Source organism: Pseudoduganella sp. jia 9, from assembly GCF_055502615.1.
This window is the reverse complement of the sequence record NZ_JBUPWE010000010.1, coordinates 298749-321094: the sequence shown is the minus strand read 5'-3', so window position 1 is coordinate 321094 and position 22346 is coordinate 298749. Positions and strand designations below refer to the sequence as shown.

Below are 22346 nucleotides of genomic sequence, written 5' to 3'. Positions count from 1 at the left end.
CCAACTACTATGACCTCTGCTGAGACCCTGCTACGGCAACGCCGCCGTCCTTTCAGACGTGAGGCAGGGCGTCCCCAGGTAAGGGCCGCACTCCTTCATCACACAACCGCCGCATCTACGCCGCTTCGCCTTGACCACAAGAGCTTCGCGGTCTTGGGCCCGCTCGCCCTGCTTGGCAGCGCCTTCTATGCGATTCGTGTTCCTCGGCTCATGATTTACGCTCCACGCTTCCTTCCCACGGTCGATTACTCTTCCGCAGTTGCGCTTCACTTCGCTCGCTGTGGTCAGCTCGCGGCGGGACTTTCACCCACAGGAGTGCGCCCATGCTGGGCGCACCCGCAAAAAAAAACGCTGCACGAGGCAGCGTTTTTTGCGAGCGGCGCAAACAGCTTAGTTGCGGACCACGCGCTTGTATTCGTTGGTGCGGGTGTCGATTTCGATGGAATCGTCCTGGCTGACGAACAGCGGAACCTGCACGGTGTGGCGCTTCGATTCGATCGCGTTTTCGATCTTGGCTTCCTTCAGCACGTTACCCGAGGTATTGCCCTTGACGGCTGGTTCCGAGTAAACGATCTGGCGCACGATGGTGGTCGGCAGTTCGACGGAAATCGCCTTGCCGTCATAGAACACGGCTTCGCATTCCATGCCGTCTTTCAGGTAATTCAGCGCGTCGCCCAGGTTTTCTTCTTCGATTTCGTACTGGTTGTACTCTTCATCCATGAACACGTACAGCGGATCGGCGAAGTACGAGTAGGTCACCGGCTTCTTGTCGAGGACGACCACGTCGAACTTGTCGTCGCCGCGGAAGACGTTCTCCAGCGGAGCGTTCGTCAGAAGATTCTTCATCTTCCACTTGTAGGTGAAGCCCGTGCGGCTCGAGCCGTTGACGTCGGAACGCAGCACGATGAAGGGCTTTGCGTCAACCATGATGATGTTGCCAACACGAATTTCTTTTGCGGGTTTCATAAGAGAGAGTACCTACTAAAAATGGGTTTCACTAACCGCTCATCATACCATGTTCTCGATACGGCGCCTACCGAGTGGAATCGGCGAATGCGAGCAGATTCGCCGTCAGGTCGCCATTTTCCAACAGCGCATTTTGCCAATTGGCAGAGCGGCATGCCAATTGATCCAGACTGCCGGACAAGCTTTGCCAAAGTACCGGCCATTCCGCATCTTGTTCGACGCCGTTGAATGCCAGCGTGAATCGTTCGAGCGCCGCGGCATTGCCGCCAAACTGCGCGGCGCAATACCGCAAGAGAAAAGCCCGCAGTTTTTTATGGTGCAGGTTTTCGTCCTGCGGATAAATATGCCAGGCAAATGGCCGATTTGCCCATTGCGCCCGCACGAAGGAGTCTTCGCCGCGCACGATATTGACATCGCAGGCCCACAGCAGCCGGTCGTAATCGGCTTGCGGCACGAATGGCAATACGCGCACCGTCAGCATGCCCTGCGTGCGGAAGGCTCCGCTCGCCGGTTCGGCGCCGAGGAAGCCGCGCACCTCATCCTTGACCACCCCCTCCGGCACCAGGCAAACCACTGGCGCACTGCCGCGCTGCCACGCATCGAACAGGCCGGCCACGGGCGCATGCGGATAACAGAACAGGGAAACCTTGCATGCCGCCCGCTCGGCCGCTTCGAGGCCCAGGCCACCGAGGAAGGCGGACAGCGCCGCAGGATCCCGCTGGAACCGGTCGCGCTCGTCGAACAGTTCCGCTTCGCGCAGCAGGCCGCCCGTCTTGCCGGTAAAGCCCGGGAAAAAGAAATGCTTGGTGAGCGGCAGGCGCGGATGCATTGACGGCAGCGTATGGCAACCTTCGACCCATTCCTCGGCCGTCAAGCCTTCCAGGTTCAGCCATACGGGCCGGACCTGCCGTTGCGCCATCGCCGTCACGTAGCCGGGCGGGATATCGACCGCGAAGAATTCAATGACGATGTCTGCCACGTCTTCCGGGTAATACGTGCCTTCCTGGTCGCGCCAGTGGTAAATGGAAACGCCGGCCACCTGCTGGGCTGCAGCCAGCGGATCGACCTGCGGGCAGATGCGCGCGAAGCTGGCGAGGTCGTCGACCCACAGCGTGACGGCGATACCGTGTTCGCGCACCAGTTGCCGCGCGAGCCGCCAGCAGATGCCGATGTCGCCATAGTTGTCGACGACCTTGCAGAACAATGCCAGCGTTTGAAATTGGTTCATGGCGGGGACGGTGACGTGCAAAAAACCGGATTGAGAAGGTGGAACCGAAAAGCGACTTAACAGTAGGCTAGAAACAGCGGGTTAGAAACAGTGGGCTTGAAAACAGCGGGCGTGAACGCGGCCGGCTCCCGAGCTGAAAACAAAAAACCGCACCGAAACGGGCGTTTCGCGTGCGGCTCGATATTCTTGGCGTCCCCACGGGGATTCGAACCCCGGTACTCACCGTGAAAGGGTGATGTCCTAGGCCTCTAGACGATGGGGACCCTGGACTGGCTTGACTGACTGGAAGCATCGCGACATCGTTGAACCGGGGATGAAAACTGGTAAAAACGATTTCCTGCGAAACCTGGCGTCCCCACGGGGATTCGAACCCCGGTACTCACCGTGAAAGGGTGATGTCCTAGGCCTCTAGACGATGGGGACGTCGAAAAGCGTGCGCGCATTATAGCACCGGCCTTATTGCCGTTACAAGGGTGAAACTCGTACTGTCCGGCAACGCGAGTTGCCGTTTTTCGGGGCTGTTACCGGGGATACAGGCTGCGCAGGGCAAACACATAATCCGACTCGGCCGCCATCATCCCTGCCAGCACCAGCAGCGCCGCCGGCGGAATCACGACCACGCAGACAAGCGCCAGCCGCTCCCAGCGCAGGTGCATGAAGATGGCGACGATCAGCGCCGCCTTGGCCGTCATCAGCACAAGGATCAGCGTCCAGCGCAGGAAGCCCTGCAGGTGCAGCACGTCGACAAGGTACGACAGCGCGCTGAGCACGAACAGCAGCCCCCACACCTTCAGGTACAGCCCGACCGGATGTTGCTGCCCTTCCATCGCACCCTCCCTACCACAGGTAGAACAATGCAAAGATGAAGACCCAGACCAGGTCGACGAAGTGCCAGTACAGGCCGGCGATCTCGACGATGCCATAACCCTTGCGTTCATACGCGCCGCGCGCGACCTGCCGCGCAACGAGAGTCAGGTAGATGACACCGGCACTCACGTGCAGCCCGTGGAAGCCGGTGATCATGAAGAAGCTGGCGCCGAACTGGGGCGAGCCCATGGGGTTGCTCCACGGCCGCACCCCTTCGGCGATCAGCTTGCTCCATTCGAATGCCTGCATGCCGACGAACAGCGCACCGAACAGGGCCGTTACCGCCATCAGCGCCGCGCAGCGCTTGCGCTCCCCCCGGTAGGCGTAATTGACGGCCATCGCCATCGTGCCGCTGCTGGAGATCAGCACGAAGGTCATGATGGCGATCAGGATCAGCGGCAGGTGCACCCCGCCGATCGTCAGCGCGAAAACTTCGCTGGGATTCGGCCATGCGGTGGTGGTGGCCATCCGTACCGACATGTAGCCGGTCAGGAACGTGCCGAAGATGAACGTGTCGCTGAGCAGGAAGATCCACATCATCGCCTTGCCCCAGGGGACGTGGAACATGGCACGGTCGCCCGCGAGGTCGGCGGCGAGGCCGGCGAATGTGCCGGCGAACGGGCGGCCGGAATCCGCGGACGGGCCGGCATGTTGAGGCTTCGGCACCGGGGCATCGGCTTGCGCGGACATCGCTCCTCCCGTCAACGTGCCGGAATGCCGAGCGTGGTGCAGATCTCGCGCACCAGTTCCGGTGTCATGCCGAACAGCAGGGCGAATACCGCGCACCACAGCAGCAGCAATGCATGCCAGTAGCGTGCGCACAGCGCCAGGCTTTCGCCGAACCGCAGGCCGTCATCCGGCCGCCGTCGCGCCAGCACCCAAGCGGCAGCGAGCATGCCGCCCGCCACGTGGACGATGTGCAAGCCCGTCAGCATGTAGAAGAACCCGGCGGCCGGCCCCGCGGTGACGACGATCCGCTGCGCGGCCATCGCCTCCCAGGCGCCCAGCTGGCTGGCAACGAATGCCGCGGACAACATCCAGCCGAGCAAGCCGAGCCGGTGCGCGAGCCGCGGCCGGCGCCGTGCCGCCGGCCGCGCCGCCAGCAGCCACGCCGCATCGCCGGCCGCCAGCAGTGCCGTCGACAGCCACAATTGCCACGGCACCGGCGGCAGCAGGCGCCAGTCCTCGTAGCCGATCCGCATCAGGTAGGCCGCGCCGAACAGCGCGAACAGGGTGCAGACGACGCCGATGAACGCCCACAAGCCCACTTCGCGGGTGCCGTAGGGTGCGGGGCCGGAGCCGGGCCAGTATCCGTCCGGCTGGAACGGGCACCGCATATCGCAGAACCACAGCATGCGCATCGTCATGTTCGCTCCCCTCCTTCGATCGGGCTTGCCGGGCCCGGCATTGGCACGCCCCCATGTCCGGCGCCGCCATCGGCTTCGTCGGGCTCGTCGGGACCGACGTTCTGCGGCAGGTAATCACCCTCGGCGCCCTCGGGCCCGCTGCGGCCATAGCCGTACGGTCCGCGGTACACCACCGGCAGGTGCGCGCCCCAGTTGCCGTGGGCGGGGGGTGTCTGCGGCGTGTGCCATTCCAGGCTGCCGGCGCGCCAGGGATTGGCGCCGGCCGGCTGGCCGCGCCGCGCGCTCCAGGCGAGGTTCGCCAGGAACAGCAGTTGCGCGATGCCGACCACCAGCGCCGCCACGGTGATGAAGGCATTCAGCGATTGCGCGGACGGCGGAATGAAGTTGTAGTCATCGTAGGCATAGTAGCGGCGCGGCATGCCGAGCAGGCCCAGGTAGTGCATCGGGAAGAAGATCGCATACGCGCCCAGGAAGGTGATCCAGAAGTGCAGTTGCGCCATGCGTTCGTGGTACATGCGGCCGGTGACTTTCGGATACCAGTGATAGATGCCGCCGAACACTGCCAGCACGGGCGATACCCCCATCACCATGTGGAAGTGGGCGACGACGAAGTACGTGTTCGACAGCGGGATATCGACGCTGACATTGCCGAGGAACAGGCCGGTCAGCCCGCCGATCAGGAAGGTGCTGATGAACCCGAGGGCGAACAGCATCGGCACGGTCAGGTGGATGTCGCCGCGCCACAGCGTCAGCGTCCAGTTGTACACCTTCAGCGCAGTCGGCACGGCGATCACGAGCGTACTGACCGCGAAGAAGAAGCCGAACCACGGATGCATGCCGGACACGTACATGTGGTGCGCCCATACCACGAACGACAGCGCGCCGATGATCACGATCGCCCACACCATCATGCGGTAGCCGAAGATGCACTTGCGCGCATGCACGCTGATCAGGTCGGAAATGATGCCGAACGCGGGCAGCGCCACGATGTACACCTCGGGATGGCCGAAGAACCAGAACAGGTGCTGGAACAGCAGCGGGCTGCCGCCGCTGTAGCCCAGCGGCTGTCCCATCGACACGATGGCCGGCATGAAGAAGCTCGTGCCCAGCACCCGGTCGAGCAGCATCATCACGCCGGACACGAACAGCGCGGGAAACGCCAGCAGCGCCAGGATCGTGGCGATGAAGATGCCCCACACGGTAAGCGGCATGCGCATCAGGGTCATGCCGCGCGTGCGCGCCTGCAGGATCGTCGTCACGTAATTCAGCCCGCCCATGGTGGCCGCCGCGATGAAGACCAGCAGCGACACGAGCATCACGACGATGCCGGCCTCGATGCCCGGCGTGCCCGGCAGGATGGCCTGGGGCGGATACAGCGTCCAGCCCGCGCCCGTTGGCCCGCCCGGCACGAAGAAGCTGGCGACCAGGATCAGCACCGCAAGCAGGTAGAACCAGAAACTGAGCATGTTCAGGTACGGGAACACCATGTCGCGCGCGCCCACCATCAACGGGATCAGGTAGTTGCCGAAGCCGCCCAGGAAGATCGCCGTCAGCAGGTAGATCACCATGATCATGCCGTGCATCGTGATGTACTGGTAGTAGCTGGCCGGGTCGATGAAGTCGAACTTGCCGGGGAAACCCAGCTGCAGCCGCATCAGGTCGGACAGCACGATGCCGATCACGCCCACCACCAGCGCCGTCAGCGTGTACTGGATGGCGATCACCTTGTGGTCCTGGCTCCAGACGTAGCGGCGCAGGAAGCTGGTCGGGGCATGGTCATCCGCCGCCCCGTGGCCGGACTCATCGGCGGCGTCGCCGCCGGCATGGCTTTCCTCGATTTCGTCGGACATCTTGCCTCCGGTCCCGGTCTCGGTGAACAGCTCGGTGCTCGGTTCATTGCGCAACTCATTGCGCAACTCAGTGCGCGACTCAGTGCGCGACTCAGTGTGCGGCGCATTGCGTGGCGCATTGCGCGACCCGGTGCGCGACCCGGTACGCGGCCCGGCGTGCCGCCCGCGGCACGGCTCAGCGCACCGTCTTGATATAGTCGACGACGGCCGCCAGTTCCTCATCCGACAGCGCGGCCGGCGGCATCACGGGCGGGTAGCCGCGCACGATGCTGGCCTGCGGCACATTGATCGCCTGCCGCAGGTAGGCATCGTCCACCTTCACCGTGCCGCCGCCTTCCAGCGCCTCGGTACTGCCGTACAGCCCCTTCCACGACGGCCCCACGCCACGGCTGCCATCCAGGCTGTGGCAGGCGATGCAGCCCTTCTGCTGCGCCAGCAGCCGGCCCACCTTGCCCGGTTCGGCCGGCCCGCCGGGCGCCCCCGCCGGCCCCGAAGCTCCCGCAGATGCGGAAGGGTCGCCGCCGCCGAACGTGGGCTGCCGCGCCAGCCAGTCGGCATAGGCGCGCGGCTCGTCGATGACGACCCAGCTGCGCATGTTCGAATGCCCGACGCCGCACAGCTGTGCACACATCACTTCGTAGCGGCCGGTGCGCTCCGGCGTGAACCAGAACTGCGTGGTCATGCCCGGCACCATGTTCATCCGCGCGCGGAACTGCGGCACGTAGAAGTCGTGCAGCACGTCCTGCGCGCGCAGTTGCGCCAGTGCGGGACGGTTCAGCGGCAGATGCAGTTCCTGGCCCTGCACCAGCACGTCGTCCTGCCCATGCGCATCCTGCGGATCGATGCCGAACGGATTCGCACCGCTGATGAAGCGCGCACCGGCCGCGCCCAGCTTGCCGTCCTGCCCCGGCAAGCGGTAGTGCCATTGCCATTGCCGGCCCATCACCTCGAACACATGCGCACTGGCGGGCGGATCGATGAGCCGTGCGTAGACGGTCAGCCCGGGCGCCAGCAGCCCGATGATGGCGACCGTGGTGACCGCGATCAGCCACCATTCGAGCCGCCGGTTGCCATGTTCGGCCGATGCCCGGTGGCCCTCGCGATGGCGGTAGCGCACCAGCGCAAAGGCAACGAACAGGTGCAGCACGACGAATGCAACGCCGGTGATCACGAACGTCAGCCACAAGGCATCGTCCATCGCATGCCAGTTCGATGCGATCGGCAACTGCTGCCACGGGCTGGCGAAGTGGAACACCACCGCGCCAATGGCGATCAACACCAGCGTTGCTGCCAGCGCGATGGCCATGGCCGCCTCAGCGCCGCCGTTCCAGCATCCGGTAGATCAGCCCCGCCATCACGCCGAACTCGACGTGGCCAAGAACGGTGACCCATCCGCGCATTTCGGCAAACCACGGCAGGACACCCGTGATCACGTAGAAGTTGAACAGGTACAGCAGCAGGCCGAACAGGGCGCCGGCGGTGACGGCCATGACGGCGCTGGAATCGAGATGGAATGGCGCCATGAGTGCGGCAAGCACGAGGCCGAAGAAGGTGCCGAGCAGGTAATGCACGGCGAGCGCGGCGACGAGCACTTCAAGACTGTAGCCGCCCACTTGCAGCACCGGCGAACCCAGCACCATTGCGGCGACCAGGCGCGGCGTGCGCCACGGGTCCGTGCCGATGGCCGCGGCGAACGCCAGCTCCACCAGCATCACGATGCCGCCGGCACCGAAGCCGGCCAGCGCGCCGATTGCCCAGTCTGGCTCGCGCGCCGTCCAGCGATGCGACTGCACGCGCATTCGGTGAAGATAGGCGTGCAGGTGCGAACCCAGACGCAGGCCAAAACCATGCATTTCCATATATGCCTCCCCAATGCGTTCACGACGAGGAACACTTTGAGTGTAGGTCGGAACCGCGCAGGAACAAGGAGAGAATTTCGAACTGCAAGAGGAACTTCGGAACGGACGGACAGACAACAAAAAAGCCGCTCGCGGCGGCTTGATCATCGATACTGCTTTGGCGTCCCCACGGGGATTCGAACCCCGGTACTCACCGTGAAAGGGTGATGTCCTAGGCCTCTAGACGATGGGGACCTTGAACTTCCGATACTGCTGAATTACTGCTGTTGTCTGCCCGGTGGTGGAGGTAAGCGGGATCGAACCGCTGACCTCTTGCATGCCATGCAAGCGCTCTCCCAGCTGAGCTATACCCCCTCTGGTACAGACAATCTACTGCCACTGCTTTACTGCCACTGCCAAAACCGCTGGCGTCCCCACGGGGATTCGAACCCCGGTACTCACCGTGAAAGGGTGATGTCCTAGGCCTCTAGACGATGGGGACCCTGGACTGCTACCACAACATTCTGCCTGCGCCATCTTGGTGGAGGTAAGCGGGATCGAACCGCTGACCTCTTGCATGCCATGCAAGCGCTCTCCCAGCTGAGCTATACCCCCGCTGGCACAGACAAAATAAAAGCCGCTCACGCGACTTTTGTTACCACTGCCGCGACTGGCATTACTACGTGCCGCGACAGTTACAACAAACTTCGACTACCAAACCTTGGCGTCCCCACGGGGATTCGAACCCCGGTACTCACCGTGAAAGGGTGATGTCCTAGGCCTCTAGACGATGGGGACCCGGAACTTCCTTGCTGCTGCTTATTTACAGCTGATTTACTGCTGATTTGCTGCCACAACCACTTCGCCAAACTGGTGGAGGTAAGCGGGATCGAACCGCTGACCTCTTGCATGCCATGCAAGCGCTCTCCCAGCTGAGCTATACCCCCGTTTGCGAAGAGACAGAAGTATAGCAGCGGTTTGAGAAAACGCAAATACCCAGATGAAAGATTTTCAGAGGTATTTGCCGACGCGCGCCAGCACGACATCGCGGCCGAACAGCTGCAGTACGGCATCGATCGCCGGCGTCTGCAACTGGCCGGTAACGATCAGGCGCAGCGGCATCGCCAGTTGCGGCATCTTCAGGCCATTGGCGGCCAGCACTTCCTTGATCATCGCGGCGATCGCTTCCTTGCTCCACTCGACCGTGGCGATGCGCTCGGCGAACAGCGCCAGCGCCGGCTTCACGGCATCGGTGAAATGCTGCGTCATCAGCGCCGCATCCGGCTGCGGGTCGCGGTAGAACAGCATGGCCGCGTCGGCCAGTTCGTTGACGGTATTGTTGCGCTCCTTCAGCAGCGCCAGCACGGTCGGCAACGCCGGAGCACCGTCGAACACGGCGCCCGCTTCCAGCATGCGCGGCTGCGCCAGTTCGGCCAGGCGGGCATTGTCGGCCTGCTTGATCCAGTGGTTGTTCAGCCACGCCAGCTTTTCGTTGTTGAACTGCGCCGGCGAGGCCGTCAGGTGCTCCAGGTTGAACCACTCGCAGAACTGTTCCATCGAGAACACTTCATCGTCGCCATGGCTCCAGCCCAGGCGTGCCAGGTAGTTGAGCATCGCTTCCGGCAGGAAGCCCTGGGCCGGATATTCCATCACGCTGACCGCGCCGTGGCGCTTCGACAGCTTCTGGCCGTCCGAACCGAGGATCATCGGCAGGTGGCCGTACTCCGGCAGCTGGGCGCCGATCGCACGCAGGATGTTGATCTGGCGCGGCGTGTTGTTGACATGGTCGTCGCCGCGCAGCACGTGGGTGATGCGCATGTCCCAGTCATCCACCGCCACGCAGAAGTTGTACGTCGGCGTGCCATCGGTGCGGGCGATGACCAGGTCGTCCAGCTCCTTGTTGGAGATCGTGATCGGGCCCTTCACCACGTCGTTCCACGTCACGTCGCCATCGAGCGGATTCTTGAAGCGCACCACCGGCTTGCGGCCGGCGGGAATGGCCGGCAGCGTCTTGCCTTCCTCGGGGCGCCAGGTGCCGTCATAGCGGGGCTTTTCGCCGGCGGCGCGGAAGCGCTCGCGCATCGCCTCCACTTCTTCCGGCGTACAGTAGCAGTGGTAGGCGGTGCCGGCTTCCAGCATCTGCCCGATTACCTCGCGGTAGCGGTCCATCCGCTGCATCTGGTAGAACGGGCCTTCGTCATGGTCCAGGCCCAGCCATTGCATGCCGTCGATGATCGCCTGCACGGCTTCCGGCGTGGAGCGTTCCAGGTCGGTATCCTCGATGCGCAGCACGAAGGTGCCGCCGAAGTGGCGCGCGTAGGCCCAGGAATACAGTGCCGTGCGGGCGCCGCCCAGGTGGAGGAAGCCGGTCGGGCTGGGCGCAAACCGGGTACGAACCGGGGTATCGACCCGGGTGGCGGAGGAAGTTGCTGGTGCAGTCGTCATTTCGGTCTGAGGCAATAGCTGTAAAGGGCCTATTTTAACTCGCCTCCGCCCGAATCCTGCCCCCACCTCGCTTATACTCGGGCATACCGAGACTCGTGGAGCCAGACCTTGAACCACCGCCTGCCCCTGCTGCCAGCCCTTCCCCTCCTCGTGTTCGCCCTGCCCGCGCTGGCAGCGGGCGAGCCAGGCCTGGCGGCGCGCATCGCCGCCGTCGAATCGGGCCTGCAGCCGGCCATCGCGATCGCCGGCGCGCCGCCCGTGCAGCGCCGCCTTGCCGACGAGATGGCCCGGCTTGGCGTGCCGGGTGCCAGCATCGCGGTGATCCATGCCGGTGCGATCGAATGGGCAAAGGGATATGGCGTGGTGACGCCGGGCGGCGCGGCCGTCACGCCGGGCACGCTGTTCCAGGCCGGCTCGATCAGCAAGCCGGTTGCCGCGCTGGCCACGCTGAAGCTGGTGGAAGGCGGCATCCTGGCGCTGGACGCCAACATCAACGGCTACACGCAATGGTGGAAGCTGCCGAACAACATCGACGATTCCCCGGTCACGCTGCGCCAGCTGCTGTCGCACACGGCCGGCACCACGGTGCACGGCTTCGCCGGCTATGCGGCGGGCACGAAGGTACCGACGCTGGTGCAGCTGCTGAACGGCGCCGCCCCGGCGAATTCGCGCGGCGTGCATGTATCGGCGAAGCCCGGCACCAAGTGGCGCTATTCGGGCGGCGGGTATGAAGTGATCGAGTACGTGATCGGCGAGCGCACCAGGAACGGCTTCGCGCAACTGGCGCAGGAGTCGGTGCTCAAGCCGCTGGCGATGACCGACAGCACGTTCGCGCAACCGCTGCCGCCCGCGCTGCTGGCGCGCGCCGCCCTGCCGCATGACGCGGCCGGCAAGCCGATCGCCGGCGGCCCGCATACCTATCCCGAACTGGCGGCGGCCGGCCTGTGGAGCACGCCGTCGGACCTGGCGAAGCTGGCGATCGAGGTAAAACTGTCGGCGGCGGGCCAGTCGAACAAGGTTCTGTCGCAATCGATGACGCAGCTGATGCTGTCACCGGTGCTGGACAACTTCGGCCTCGGCTGGCGCATCGACGGCACCGGGCAGGCACAGAGCTTCGGCCACGGCGGCGCCAACGCGGGCTACCAGAACCTGCTCGTCGCCTATACGGAGCGGGGCGACGGCGTGGCCGTGATGACCAACGGCGACCGCGGCGGCGAACTCGCCGGCGCCATCGTGCGCGCGGTCGCCAGCGCCTACGCGTGGCCGACGCAGCGTGCCAGGGTGCGCAGCGCGATCGCCACGCCCGCCGCCGCGCTGGCCGCGTTGCCCGGCAGGTACGTGATCGATGGCCTGGGCGACTTCACGATCGCCCGCAGCGGCGACGGCCTGACTGTCGCGCTGCGCGACGGCGCCGCCGAGCCGCTGTACGCGGCGCCGGACGGCAGCTGGTTCGTCACGTCGATGGAGGCGGAACTGCGTTTCGCCGCCAGCAACGAACGGGGACGCGTCATCGCGCCGGGGCTGGATACGGTGTTCGAGAAGGCGAAATAATTCCCGCCAAAAACTTCGATGGCGGCGTTGCGGCTCCTGGCCATGAAGGTCTTGCCAGGCGCTCTTACTTGACGATGACGGTGATGGTCCTGCTCAGTTCAGGACCATAGGATTGCCGTTCGCCATTGGCGAACTGGGCCGTCAGCCGGTAGGTGCCGGCGGGCAGGCGCACCTTGTCCTCGGCCTGGCCGTTCTTCCAGTGCAGGTGCATGGCATCGGCGGGAATCGCCTGCCCTTTCGTGAACGGGGTGCCGTTGACGATCAGGACATGATGGCCGGCATTCGGCACGTCGGCACCGGCCTTCGTGACTTCCTTGCCGACCACGTCGAGCCGCACCACGAACGGACTGCGCACCGTGGCGCCATCCTGGGGTTCGACGAATGAGATGGGCGAGGCCTGCGTGGAGAGGGATTGCGTGGAGGATGGCTGCACGGAAGGCGGCTGCGCCAGCGCCGCAAGCGAGCCGCTCGCCAGCGCGGCCATGATCAGAATCGGCATGCGTTTCATCCATCCTCCCGTTACTGGTTCAGCGGCGCTCCCGTGTATTTCATCACGAGACCCTTGGGCCCGACGGCCCAGCCGGCCATCGGCGACGCGAAGCCGACCGTGTTGAGCGGCGTGCGGTCCAGCACCTCCCAGCTCTTGCCCGCATCGGCAGAATACCCCGATCCCGCCAGGCCCGCCGCCACGAACGCGTTGGGCGCGCCGCGCACCGGCACCACCACCGACATGTAGCCGGCCGGCAGCACCTGCAGCGGCGTCCAGCTGGCGCCGCCATCCTCGGTACGGGCACCATTGACGCCCGCCAGGCTCACTTCCTTGTAGTCGCCACCCGCCGCGATGCCCACCCGGCCATCCCGGAATCCCACCGAGAACAGCCCTCGCGCCGGCGCACCGGCGGCAACCGGCACCGCCGCGGCCTGCCACGTGCGTCCGCCATCGTTCGAACGGAACACGCGCGGATCCTGCGCGCCACCGGTGGCGAACCACGCGTCGCCGCTGCCGGCCACCGTCAGGCAGGTGCCGCTGGCCGCGAACGCACCTTCGCCGGGCAATGCGCGCAGGCCCTCGCCGTCGGCCACCGGCTGCCAGGTGGCACCGCCGTCGCCGGTGACGCGCACCTGGAAGCGGCCGTCCACCGGATCGCCGAACAGGATGCCGCGGCGCGCATCCCAGAACGCGATCGCATCCCAGAAGCCGCGCGGATCGGGATTGGTGATGGCCAGTTGCCAGGTAACGCCGCCGTCGGCAGTCCGGTAGATGCGCGATGCGTCACCGGGGCCGGCGCTCATCGCGATCGCCGTATCGGCGTCGACCGCGTGGATGTCGCGGAAATCGAGCTTCTCCGCGCCCGGCACGGCCAGCACGCTCCAGGTCTTGCCATCGACGGTGCGCAGCACGGTACCCTTCGCGCCGCTGGCCCACGCCACGGTGGAACTCACGACCGACAGGCCGCGCAGTTCCGCCTGCGTGCCGCTGGCCTGCGGCTGCCAGGCGTCCTGCCGGGCACCGTCCTGCTGAGGATCGGCCAGGGACAGCCCCGGCGCGGCGACAGCCAGGACGGCGAGCGCGATGGATCGGATCGCCATCCCCGGATCAGTCGTTCTTCACGACGATGGTCGGGAACTTGCTGGTCATGTCCTTGGCCTTTTCCGCCACGCGGATCGCGACCTTGCGGGCGATCTCGCGGTAGATGCCGGCCACCGCGCCGTCCGGGTCGGCCACCACCGTGGGCTTGCCGGAATCGGTCTGCTCGCGGATCGACATCTTCAGCGGCAGCTTGCCCAGGAAGTCGACCTTGAAGTCCTGGGTCATCTTCTCGCCGCCGCCGGCACCGAAGATCTCCTCGACGTGGCCGCAATTCGAGCAGATGTGCGTGCTCATGTTCTCCACCACGCCCAGGATCGGGATGCCGACCTTCTCGAACATCTTCAGGCCCTTGCGTGCATCGAGCAGCGCGATGTCCTGCGGCGTCGTGACGATGACGGCACCGGTCACGGGCACCTTCTGCGACAGCGTCAGCTGGATGTCGCCGGTGCCTGGCGGCATGTCGATGACGAGATAGTCGAGATCGCGCCAGTTGGTCTGGTCCAGCAACTGCTGCAGCGCCTGCGTGACCATCGGGCCGCGCCACACCATCGGCTCGTCCGGATCGATCAGGAAGCCGATCGACGAGACCTGCACGCCGTGGCCTTCCATCGGCTCCATCGACTTGCCGTCCTTCGTGACGGGGCGGCCCGACACGCCCAGCATCATCGGCTGCGACGGACCATAGATGTCCGCATCCAGCACGCCGACCGTGGCGCCTTCGGCAGCCAGCGCCAGTGCCAGGTTGACGGCCGTGGTCGACTTGCCGACCCCGCCCTTGCCCGAGGCAACCGCGATGATGTTCTTGACATTGGGCAGCGGCTTCAGGCCGCGCTGCACCGTGTGGGCAATGATCTTGCTGTAGACATTCAGGTTGACCGGCAGCCCGAAGCCTTGCAATGCCGCCAGCACGCTGGCGCGGATCGGCTCGATCTGGCTTTTCGCCGGGTAGCCCAGCTCGATGTCCAGGCCGATCTGGCCATTTTCGACTTTCAGGTTGCGGACCGATTTGGTCGCGATGAAATCCTTCGTGGTATTCGGATCGACCACCTTGGACAAGGCTGCCTTGACGTCTTCGACTGTGATGCTCATGTAAATCTCCGTGTTTGAAGCGGAAGTCTAGCGCAAATCGGCCGGGGGCATGAGCCTACGCAACGCCGCACACCGCCGCATGGGCTGGTAAAATGGCCCTTTTATATCACTTCTTCGCGCTGACCATGACTCGCAAGCTGTTCGTCACCACCGCCCTGCCCTACGCAAACGCCGCCTTCCATATCGGCCACATGATGGAATATATCCAGGCCGACATCTGGGTCCGTTTCCAGCGAATGCAGCGCGACAGCGTGGATGGTGAAAACCGGCCGCGCGAAGTGCATTTCGTCGGCGCCGACGATACGCACGGCACGCCGATCATGATCGCCGCCGAAAAGGAAGGCATCACGCCGCAGGAATTCGTGGCGAAAATCGCCGCCGGCCGGGCCCAGTACCTGGACGGTTTCCATATTGCCTTCGACAACTGGTACTCCACCGATTCGCCGGAAAACGTCGAACTGTCGCAGGGTATCTACCGCAAGCTGCGCGACACTGGCCTGATCCAGACGAAAACCGTCGACCGCTTCTTCGACCCGGTGAAAGGCATGTTCCTGGCCGACCGCAATATCAAGGGCGAATGCCCGAAATGCGGCGCGAAGGACCAGTATGGCGACAATTGCGAAGTGTGCGGCGCCGCCTACCAGCCGACCGACCTGGTGAATCCATATTCCGTGTTCACCAATGCCACGCCGGTGCTGAAGCCATCCGAACAATATTTCTTCAAGTTGTCCGATCCGCGCTGCTTTGAATTCCTGCGCGACTGGCTGAACACGCCGGGCCGCTTGCAGCCGGAAATGGTCAACAAGGTATCGGAATGGCTGGGCGAAGCCGGCGAAAAGCTGGCCGACTGGGATATCTCGCGCGACGCGCCCTATTTCGGCATCCCGATTCCCGATGCGCCGGGCAAGTTCTTCTATGTGTGGCTGGATGCGCCGGTCGGCTACCTGGCTTCGCTGAAGAATTACTTCGGCAAGCAGGGCATCGATTACGACACTTTCCTGCGCGATCCGGCCACCGAGCAGATCCACTTCATCGGCAAGGATATCGTGTCGTTCCACCTGCTGTTCTGGCCGGCGATGCTGAAATTCGCCGATCACCCGGTGATCGACAACCTGAAGGTCAATGTGCACGGCCACCTGACGGTCAACAATGAAAAAATGTCCAAGTCGCGCGGCACCGGCATTTCGCCGCTGCGCTACCTGAACCTGGGCATGAACCCGGAATGGCTGCGTTACTACATCGCCTTCAAGCTCAATTCCAAGGTGGAAGACCTGGACTTCACGGGCGATGATTTCGTTGCCCGCGTAAACTCCGACCTGATCGGCAAATACGTCAACATCGCCAGCCGCTGCGCCGGTTTCATCGCCAAGAAATTCGATGGCAAGCTGGCCAGCCAGCTGTCCGATACTTCGCTGGGCTGGATCGAGCGGGCGCTGACCAATGCCGAAGGCCACGTGCGCGCCGACGCGATCGCGCTCAACTACGAGAACCGCGAGTTCGGCAAGGCGCTGCGCGACATCATGGAAATCGCCGACGTGACGAACCAGTACGTGGACGAGAACAAGCCATGGGTGCTGGCCAAGGACGAAACGAAGCTGGCCGAGCTGCACGAAGTCTGCACCACGGCGCTGATCCTGTTCCGCCAGTTGACGATCCTGCTGTCGCCGGTGCTGCCGGGCGTGGCCGCGAACGTCAAGGCATTCCTGAACGATGAGGTCCTGAGCTGGGCCGACACGGGGCTGCACGCGGCTTCGTCGGCCATGCTGGGCCGCACGATCGGTGCCTACAGCCACCTGATGACCCGCGTGGATGCGAAGATGATCGACGAGCTGTTCGATGCGCCGAAGCCGGCCGCAGCGCCCGCCGCCACTCCGGCGGCCGCTGCAGGCATTCCGTCCGCCGACACCGCTGGCTCCATCGAAGCGCTGGCGCCTGAAATCAAGATCGACGATTTCGCGAAAATCGATCTGCGCATCGCGAAGATCGTCAATTGCGAACACGTCGAGGGTTCCGATAAATTGCTGCGCCTGACACTGGACGTGGGCGAAGGCCGCCACCGCAATGTTTTCTCCGGCATCAAGTCGATGTACCAGCCGGCCGACCTGGTCGGTAAATTGACGGTGCTGGTGGCAAACCTGGCACCCCGCAAGATGAAATTCGGCATTTCCGAAGGCATGGTATTGGCCGCGTCCGCCGCGGACGAGAAAGCCGCTCCCGGTATTTATATCCTCAATCCATGGCCGGGCGCCGAACCGGGCATGCGCATCCGATAAAAAGGAATTGATTCGCCGATGAAATTCGTCGTCCGGACTGCCTCTGGCACCGACGCACCGATAATTGCCGGCCTCACGCGCCATGCGTGGGCCGGTAAAGTCAGCGTCACCTCCAGCGGCCACCGTGAAACCGCCGTCCTCGTCGCAGAACATCTGCGGCAAGGCGGCGGTTTTATTTTGTTGAACGAGAACGACCCGATCGGTTCCGTGCGCTGGCTGCCGCACGATACGGAGCTGGATTGCTGGGAGATATTAAGGATGGGTATCTTGCCGGGGTATCGCGGCAATAACCTGTCCCAGCATTTACTGGAGGCGGTGATTCACCACGGCATTGAAAGCGGCATCGGCGAACTGCGTCTCGCCGTGCGCAGCGATCAACGCAAGCTGGTGGATTTCTATTCCGCCTTTGAATTCGAGCTTGCAGAAGAGCTCGAATATTCGCACGCCAACCCGCTGGAACCCGCCCCGCTCGTCATGCGCCGCACGTTGCGATAGCCGTTGCCTGTTTCACACACAGTCGTCGAATTTTGCCGAGTACGTGCCAACATTTGGCGCGATCCAACCAGTTTCTTGCATGGGCCGCGGCAAAAAGCACCGATTTCAACAGCGTCTCGACAATGTTTCCGCACTTCGGGGTCAGACCCCGTCTTTTGGAAATTTTTTATCAGGAAATAAAAAAAGCCGGCGTTCACGGCCGGCTGTCTGGTTGCTGGGTTTGCTCAGCAATGGGTTTTGGCGGTTTTGGCGGTGCCGACTGGTCGCATGCCGTCAGGCATGTCATCAATAGGAATTGCGCCGCGGCGATGATAACGAGTTTCTTGTACATGGTGCCTCCGCATTCGTGGGGACGGCGCCAAGATAACAGGTCCATAACATGCCCGGCGCACTCATGATGTGCGGCGCGATGACACGACAATACCGCCGACGATGAGCAGGAACGCAATGCCGTGATACATATGCGGCGCCTCGCCGAGAAATGCGGAAGACATCAGTGCGGCAAACAGCGGTGTCAGATTGCTGAAGAATGCGGCGATCGCCGGCCCCGCCTCCTGCACGCCCGCGCCCCAGCAGCGAAAAGCAATGATTGCCGGCCCGATGGCGACGTAGATCAGCGCGGCAATCAATATGCCATTCCAGTGGATGACGGGATCCATGAATGCCCATTCGCCCGCCGCGAATAATCCCGACCATGCGACGCCGAACCCTACCTGCGCCAGCAGGAACGATGCCCAGTTACTCTTCAGTTCAGCCGGTTCGGCGGTTCGCGTCAGCAGCCAGCTATATAAGGACCACGCAATCGTCGCCAGGATCATGAACAGATCCCCGGCAACGAGGCGCAATTCCAGTAAATGGTTCCATTCGCCGCGCGCCAATACCACCAGCACGCCGCCGATCGACAGCGCGGCGCCGATCATCTGCTTGCGCGATACGCCGGCACCGAAAAACAGCCAGCCGGTCGCCATCATCCACACCGGCATGCCGGCTGCAACCAGCGTCACATTGATCGGCGTGCTGCTTTGCAGCGCCAGGTACTGCAGCGCGTTGTACATGCCGACACCCAGGAGGCCCAGCACGGCATAGCGCCGCCAGTGCCGCCACAAGCCGCTGTCGCGGCGAAATACCGGCCCCGCCAGTGGCAGCAGGATCAGCAATGCGAGCAGCCAGCGCAGGAAATTCAGCGTCATCGGCGGCACCAGGTCGTGCACCAGGCGGCCAACGATGGCATTGCCTGCCCATAGCAGGGGCGCGAGGGTCAGGAGGCCGGCGGTGCGGAGTGTCAGGCGCGAATTCATTGCAGGAAAGAATAACCGATCCGGCAAGACGTTGCAGCGAGGCCAGAAATGCACGACAGAACGGCCGGAAATTCCCTTGAGCATGCCGCAGCGCGGTAGAATAGCCGCTGGTTTTCACCCTTCTTTCACGATATGAAACTCCTGTTCAAACAACACCGCGGTTACGAGTCCGATCACACCCAGTTCATCAAGGCTCTCAAGGATAAGAATCCGGCCATCGAAGCCGGCCAGCAGCAAGGCCGCTCGCTGCTGTGGGACAAGGAACCGACTTCGCTGGACGAGCAATCGCGCCAGCGCGATTCCCGCATCGCACAACAGCCTTACGTCTACCAGAACAAGCTCTGATCCTCCGGGACGGCACACATGCTGCCACAGGACGCGGTGGACGACGCGCAGAGCGTTGCCACCGCGGATGCACCGGACGCCCCGAACGGGGCAGTATCGGCTGACATCAGCGCCGCGGCGGATGCCGATGGCGCCGCTTTCGCGCGCCTGTACGGTGAGCCGCTGCTGAAGCTGCCGAACGACCTGTACATCCCGCCCGACGCGCTGGAAATCTTCCTCGAAGCGTTCGAAGGTCCGCTGGACCTGCTGCTGTACCTGATCCGCCGCCAGAACTTCAATATCCTGGACATCCCGATGGCCCAGGTCACGCTGCAATACCTGAAGTACGTCGATCAGATCCGCCTGTCCAACCTGGAACTGGCCGCCGAGTACCTGCTGATGGCCGCGATGCTCATCGAGATCAAGTCGCGCATGCTGCTGCCGCAGCGCCCGCACGACATCGAGATCGAAGCCGAGGATCCCCGTGCCGAACTGGTGCGCCGCCTGCTCGAATACGAGCAGATCAAGCTGGCCGCCTACGACCTGAACACATTGCCGCAGGTCGACCGCGATTTCGTGCGTACGCAGATCTTCATCGAGCAGAGCCTGGTGCCGGCATGGCCCGACGTCAGCGCGGTGGACCTGCAGGCAGCCTGGCGCGGCCTGATGAAGCGGGCGACACTGAAGCAGCACCACAGGATTTCCCGCGAAGAGCTGTCGGTGCGCGAGCACATGACGATTATCCTGCGGCGCCTGCAATCGCATCGCTTTGTCGAATTCGCCGACCTATTCGATGCCGCGGCCGGGGTGCCGGTCCTGGTGGTGAACTTCGTGGCGATGCTCGAACTGGCGAAAGAAACCCTGATCGAGATTACCCAGGCCGAACCGTTTGCGCCGATCTACGTGCGTCTCGCGTATTCTCCGGCATGATGCGGCGCAAATGCGCGGCCCGATTTTTCGTCTGAACCAAGAACAATATTATGAAAATCATTTCCTCCATCGAAGAACTGCGTGACCAGCTCTCGGGCCAGTTGCGTACCGCGTTCGTGCCCACGATGGGCAACCTGCACGAAGGACACCTGTCGCTGATGCGGCTGGCGCGCAAGCATGGCGATCCCGTCGTGGCATCGATCTTCGTGAACCGCCTGCAGTTCGGTCCGAACGAGGACTTCGACAAATACCCGCGCACCTTCCAGGCCGACGTTGAAAAGCTGGAAAAGGAAGGCGTGTACGTGCTGTTCGCGCCCACCGAGAAAGACCTGTATCCGGAGCCGCAGGAATACCGCGTACAGCCGCCGGACGGCCTGGGCAACATCCTTGAGGGAGAATTCCGCCCCGGCTTCTTCAATGGCGTCTGCACGGTGGTGACCAAGCTGTTCTCGTGCGTGCAGCCGAAGGTGGCCGTGTTCGGCAAGAAGGATTACCAGCAATTGATGATCGTGCGCAACATGGCGCGCCAGTTCGCGCTGCCGACGCAGATCATCGGCGCCGAAACGTTCCGCGCGGAAGACGGTCTGGCACTGTCGTCGCGCAATATGTACCTGTCCGCCACCGAACGCGCCGAGGCACCTGCGCTGTACAACGCGCTGAACGCGGTTGCCAGCGAAGTGCGCTCGGGCCACCTGGACGTATTCCAGCTCGAACACAAGGCCATGGACGACCTGGCCGCACGCGGCTGGAAGCCGGACTACATCAGCATCCGCAAGCGCATCGACCTGCAGCCGCCGAACGCCGGCGACCTGGCGCAGGGCGAGCCGCTGGTGGTGCTGGCCGCCGCCAAGCTGGGTACCACGCGGCTGATCGACAACCTGGAAATCTGACGCGGGAACGCAGCAACGCAGAAGCGGTGACAGGCTCCGGTTTCCGGGAAATATTTCCAGACAATTGGAGCCTGTTACCGGTGACGGGACAACACCGGCCACGGCGCTGGTGTTCCGGTCAACCGGTCACGTTCTGCGTCCACGCCAGCGCCGACAGGTGCGCCTTGTTAACTTCTTCCGGCGTCAAGTGCAGCGACGCCGCCAGCGACGACACCAGGCCGGAGTTGAGCTCGCAGGCCTCGGCCAGCGCCAGGTAGGGGCCGAAACGCCCGCCCCGCTCCAGCAGCGCGGCAACGATTTCCGCCGACAGCGGCACGGTTTCCAGCACTTCCTTCATCGGAATCCCCAGCAGCCGGTCCAGCAGGGAAAACATGCCGGCCACGAAGATGTTCTCGGCGTCGGCGCGGCCCAGCGCGGCCAGGCCCAGCAGTTCGGCCAGCCGGCCGCGCACGACGGCCGTTTCCAGCAGCACCGGCGAATAGCCGCTCGTGCTGGCCGTGGCCAGCAGCAGGGTCAGCCAGCGATACAGCGGCTGGTAGCCCAGCAGCGCGATGGCCTGCCTGAGCGACTGGATTTCGCGGCCGGCACCGAAGCCGGCTGAATTAATGTAGCGCAGCAGCTTGTAGGACAGCGCGGCATCGCGTTTCAGCACGCTTTCGATCTTCGCCACGTCGGCATTGGCTTGCACCATCTGCATCAGTTGCAGGATGGTCGTCTGCGCCGGGTTCATCCCCTTGGCCTCGGCGCCCGGCCGCGGCGTCAGGTGCAGCTTGCCGACGAACGCATCGATACCCAGTGCGGCACAGGCATCGAAATCTTCCCACGTGGCCACGGGCCTGCCGACCATGCGTACCGACGACTGCTTCAGCGCCGCGTAGGCGCGTGCCTGCGCGGCCACGTCGGCGCCGGTGAAGCGCACCTCGACGAACGAAGCGATCATCGGCAGCCGGTTGCCGGCCCGGGCCAGGTCGCAGTTACGCAGCAGGATGCCGACATTGCCGGCACGCAGCGCGCGGACGGCGGCCAGCGTGTCGGGATTGGCCAGTTCGGCGGTGCGGATCGACAGCACGGTGTGCTCCGGCGGCAGGTCGTGCAGCGCATCCGTCGACAGCATGCCCGGCACCGCCTGCAGGAACAGGGTCTTGTCGCGCAGCAGCCAGCCGCGTTCGGCATCGTTGACGTGGCCGGCCACGAAGCCGACCAGGTCTTCCAGATCGGCCAGCGCGGGCGCGGCACTGCCGTCGTGCTGCCATGCGAGTTCATAGCCGACCACGCGCTGCTGCGGGTCCAGCAAGGGCTCGCGAACGAGAAAATTCGTCTGGTGCATGGGAATGTGGGGAAGGC

General features: G+C 63.9%; 21 protein-coding genes and 8 tRNA genes. 6 read left to right on the top strand and 23 right to left on the bottom strand.

Annotated features, from left to right (window positions below; all coding sequences use genetic code 11):
* Nucleotides 1-390: 390 nt before the first annotated feature.
* From ACY34H_RS15455 to gltX, 17 genes are all read right to left on the bottom strand, one after another.
* The gene (locus ACY34H_RS15455; RefSeq protein ID WP_137313822.1) at nt 391-966 is read right to left on the bottom strand and encodes an elongation factor P; all 576 of its coding nucleotides are present in this window, start codon (nt 964-966) and stop codon (nt 391-393) included.
* Between the two features lie 67 nt (nt 967-1033).
* On the bottom strand, nt 1034-2194 hold the full coding sequence (earP, locus tag ACY34H_RS15450; RefSeq protein WP_464978342.1) for an elongation factor P maturation arginine rhamnosyltransferase EarP: 1161 nt from the start codon (nt 2192-2194) through the stop codon (nt 1034-1036).
* A gap of 187 nt (nt 2195-2381) precedes the next feature.
* A tRNA-Glu gene (locus ACY34H_RS15445) sits at nt 2382-2457 on the bottom strand.
* Between the two features lie 84 nt (nt 2458-2541).
* Nucleotides 2542-2617 (bottom strand) — tRNA-Glu (locus tag ACY34H_RS15440).
* Nucleotides 2618-2715: 98 nt separating this feature from the next.
* On the bottom strand, nt 2716-3021 hold the full coding sequence (locus tag ACY34H_RS15435; protein ID WP_464978341.1) for a cytochrome C oxidase subunit IV family protein: 306 nt from the start codon (nt 3019-3021) through the stop codon (nt 2716-2718).
* Between the two features lie 10 nt (nt 3022-3031).
* Nucleotides 3032-3751, bottom strand: coding sequence for a heme-copper oxidase subunit III family protein (locus ACY34H_RS15430; RefSeq protein WP_464978340.1), 720 nt, complete (start codon nt 3749-3751; stop codon nt 3032-3034).
* A gap of 11 nt (nt 3752-3762) precedes the next feature.
* A complete protein-coding gene (locus ACY34H_RS15425; protein WP_464978339.1) occupies nt 3763-4428 on the bottom strand; it encodes a cytochrome c oxidase subunit 3 family protein in 666 nt (221 codons plus the stop codon).
* Entirely contained in the window at nt 4425-6278 is a 1854-nt protein-coding gene (gene ctaD, locus ACY34H_RS15420) for a cytochrome c oxidase subunit I (protein ID WP_464978338.1), read from the bottom strand. The genes ACY34H_RS15425 and ctaD overlap by 4 nt, the downstream gene beginning before the upstream one ends.
* Nucleotides 6279-6453: 175 nt before the next feature.
* Nucleotides 6454-7578, bottom strand: coding sequence for a c-type cytochrome (locus ACY34H_RS15415; RefSeq protein WP_464978355.1), 1125 nt, complete (start codon nt 7576-7578; stop codon nt 6454-6456).
* 13 nt (nt 7579-7591) lie between these two features.
* A complete protein-coding gene (locus tag ACY34H_RS15410; RefSeq protein WP_464978337.1) occupies nt 7592-8137 on the bottom strand; it encodes a hypothetical protein in 546 nt (181 codons plus the stop codon).
* A gap of 158 nt (nt 8138-8295) precedes the next feature.
* Nucleotides 8296-8371: transfer RNA gene (locus tag ACY34H_RS15405), tRNA-Glu, on the bottom strand.
* A gap of 44 nt (nt 8372-8415) precedes the next feature.
* Nucleotides 8416-8491 (bottom strand) — tRNA-Ala (locus tag ACY34H_RS15400).
* A gap of 51 nt (nt 8492-8542) precedes the next feature.
* Nucleotides 8543-8618 (bottom strand) — tRNA-Glu (locus ACY34H_RS15395).
* A 37-nt stretch (nt 8619-8655) separates the two neighbouring features.
* Nucleotides 8656-8731, bottom strand: a tRNA-Ala gene (locus ACY34H_RS15390).
* 107 nt (nt 8732-8838) lie between these two features.
* Nucleotides 8839-8914 (bottom strand) — tRNA-Glu (locus ACY34H_RS15385).
* 73 nt (nt 8915-8987) lie between these two features.
* A tRNA-Ala gene (locus ACY34H_RS15380) sits at nt 8988-9063 on the bottom strand.
* A gap of 64 nt (nt 9064-9127) precedes the next feature.
* Nucleotides 9128-10561, bottom strand: coding sequence for a glutamate--tRNA ligase (gene gltX / locus ACY34H_RS15375; RefSeq protein WP_464978336.1), 1434 nt, complete (start codon nt 10559-10561; stop codon nt 9128-9130).
* A 108-nt stretch (nt 10562-10669) separates the two neighbouring features.
* Here gltX and ACY34H_RS15370 point away from each other — a divergent pair, with 108 nt between their 5' ends.
* Entirely contained in the window at nt 10670-12112 is a 1443-nt protein-coding gene (locus tag ACY34H_RS15370) for a serine hydrolase domain-containing protein (protein ID WP_464978335.1), read from the top strand.
* 64 nt (nt 12113-12176) lie between these two features.
* Here the strand turns inward: ACY34H_RS15370 and ACY34H_RS15365 are convergent, their stop codons facing one another.
* Genes ACY34H_RS15365 through apbC form a run of 3 tightly spaced genes read right to left on the bottom strand, consistent with a single transcriptional unit; the run spans nt 12177 to nt 14792 of the window.
* Nucleotides 12177-12611 (bottom strand): DUF4399 domain-containing protein, encoded by a 435-nt coding sequence (locus tag ACY34H_RS15365; protein WP_464978334.1) that lies wholly within the window; start codon nt 12609-12611, stop codon nt 12177-12179.
* 20 nt (nt 12612-12631) lie between these two features.
* Nucleotides 12632-13702, bottom strand: coding sequence for a WD40/YVTN/BNR-like repeat-containing protein (locus ACY34H_RS15360; protein WP_464978333.1), 1071 nt, complete (start codon nt 13700-13702; stop codon nt 12632-12634).
* 7 nt (nt 13703-13709) lie between these two features.
* The gene (apbC, locus tag ACY34H_RS15355; protein WP_464978332.1) at nt 13710-14792 is read right to left on the bottom strand and encodes an iron-sulfur cluster carrier protein ApbC; all 1083 of its coding nucleotides are present in this window, start codon (nt 14790-14792) and stop codon (nt 13710-13712) included.
* Nucleotides 14793-14917: 125 nt separating this feature from the next.
* On the opposite strand from apbC, the gene metG reads away from it, so the two are divergent.
* Nucleotides 14918-17065: a methionine--tRNA ligase gene (gene metG / locus ACY34H_RS15350; RefSeq protein ID WP_464978354.1), complete on the top strand. Its 2148-nt coding sequence runs from the start codon at nt 14918-14920 to the stop codon at nt 17063-17065.
* An 18-nt stretch (nt 17066-17083) separates the two neighbouring features.
* A complete protein-coding gene (locus ACY34H_RS15345) occupies nt 17084-17560 on the top strand; it encodes a GNAT family N-acetyltransferase (protein ID WP_464978331.1) in 477 nt (158 codons plus the stop codon).
* Between the two features lie 193 nt (nt 17561-17753).
* On the opposite strand, the gene ACY34H_RS15340 is transcribed toward ACY34H_RS15345, so the two are convergent.
* The gene (locus tag ACY34H_RS15340; RefSeq protein WP_464978330.1) at nt 17754-17891 is read right to left on the bottom strand and encodes a hypothetical protein; all 138 of its coding nucleotides are present in this window, start codon (nt 17889-17891) and stop codon (nt 17754-17756) included.
* A 61-nt stretch (nt 17892-17952) separates the two neighbouring features.
* The gene (locus ACY34H_RS15335) at nt 17953-18858 is read right to left on the bottom strand and encodes a DMT family transporter (protein WP_464978353.1); all 906 of its coding nucleotides are present in this window, start codon (nt 18856-18858) and stop codon (nt 17953-17955) included.
* Nucleotides 18859-18990: 132 nt separating this feature from the next.
* Here ACY34H_RS15335 and ACY34H_RS15330 point away from each other — a divergent pair, with 132 nt between their 5' ends.
* The 3 genes from ACY34H_RS15330 to panC are packed head-to-tail and all read left to right on the top strand — an operon-like array spanning nt 18991 to nt 21002.
* Nucleotides 18991-19203, top strand: coding sequence for a DUF3460 family protein (locus ACY34H_RS15330; RefSeq protein ID WP_464978329.1), 213 nt, complete (start codon nt 18991-18993; stop codon nt 19201-19203).
* Nucleotides 19204-19221: 18 nt separating this feature from the next.
* Nucleotides 19222-20112 (top strand): segregation and condensation protein A, encoded by an 891-nt coding sequence (locus tag ACY34H_RS15325; protein ID WP_464978328.1) that lies wholly within the window; start codon nt 19222-19224, stop codon nt 20110-20112.
* A gap of 50 nt (nt 20113-20162) precedes the next feature.
* Nucleotides 20163-21002: a pantoate--beta-alanine ligase gene (panC, locus tag ACY34H_RS15320; RefSeq protein WP_464978327.1), complete on the top strand. Its 840-nt coding sequence runs from the start codon at nt 20163-20165 to the stop codon at nt 21000-21002.
* Between the two features lie 118 nt (nt 21003-21120).
* Here panC and ACY34H_RS15315 read toward each other — a convergent pair whose 3' ends face one another.
* Nucleotides 21121-22329: an EAL and HDOD domain-containing protein gene (locus tag ACY34H_RS15315; protein ID WP_464978326.1), complete on the bottom strand. Its 1209-nt coding sequence runs from the start codon at nt 22327-22329 to the stop codon at nt 21121-21123.
* Nucleotides 22330-22346 lie beyond the last annotated feature (17 nt).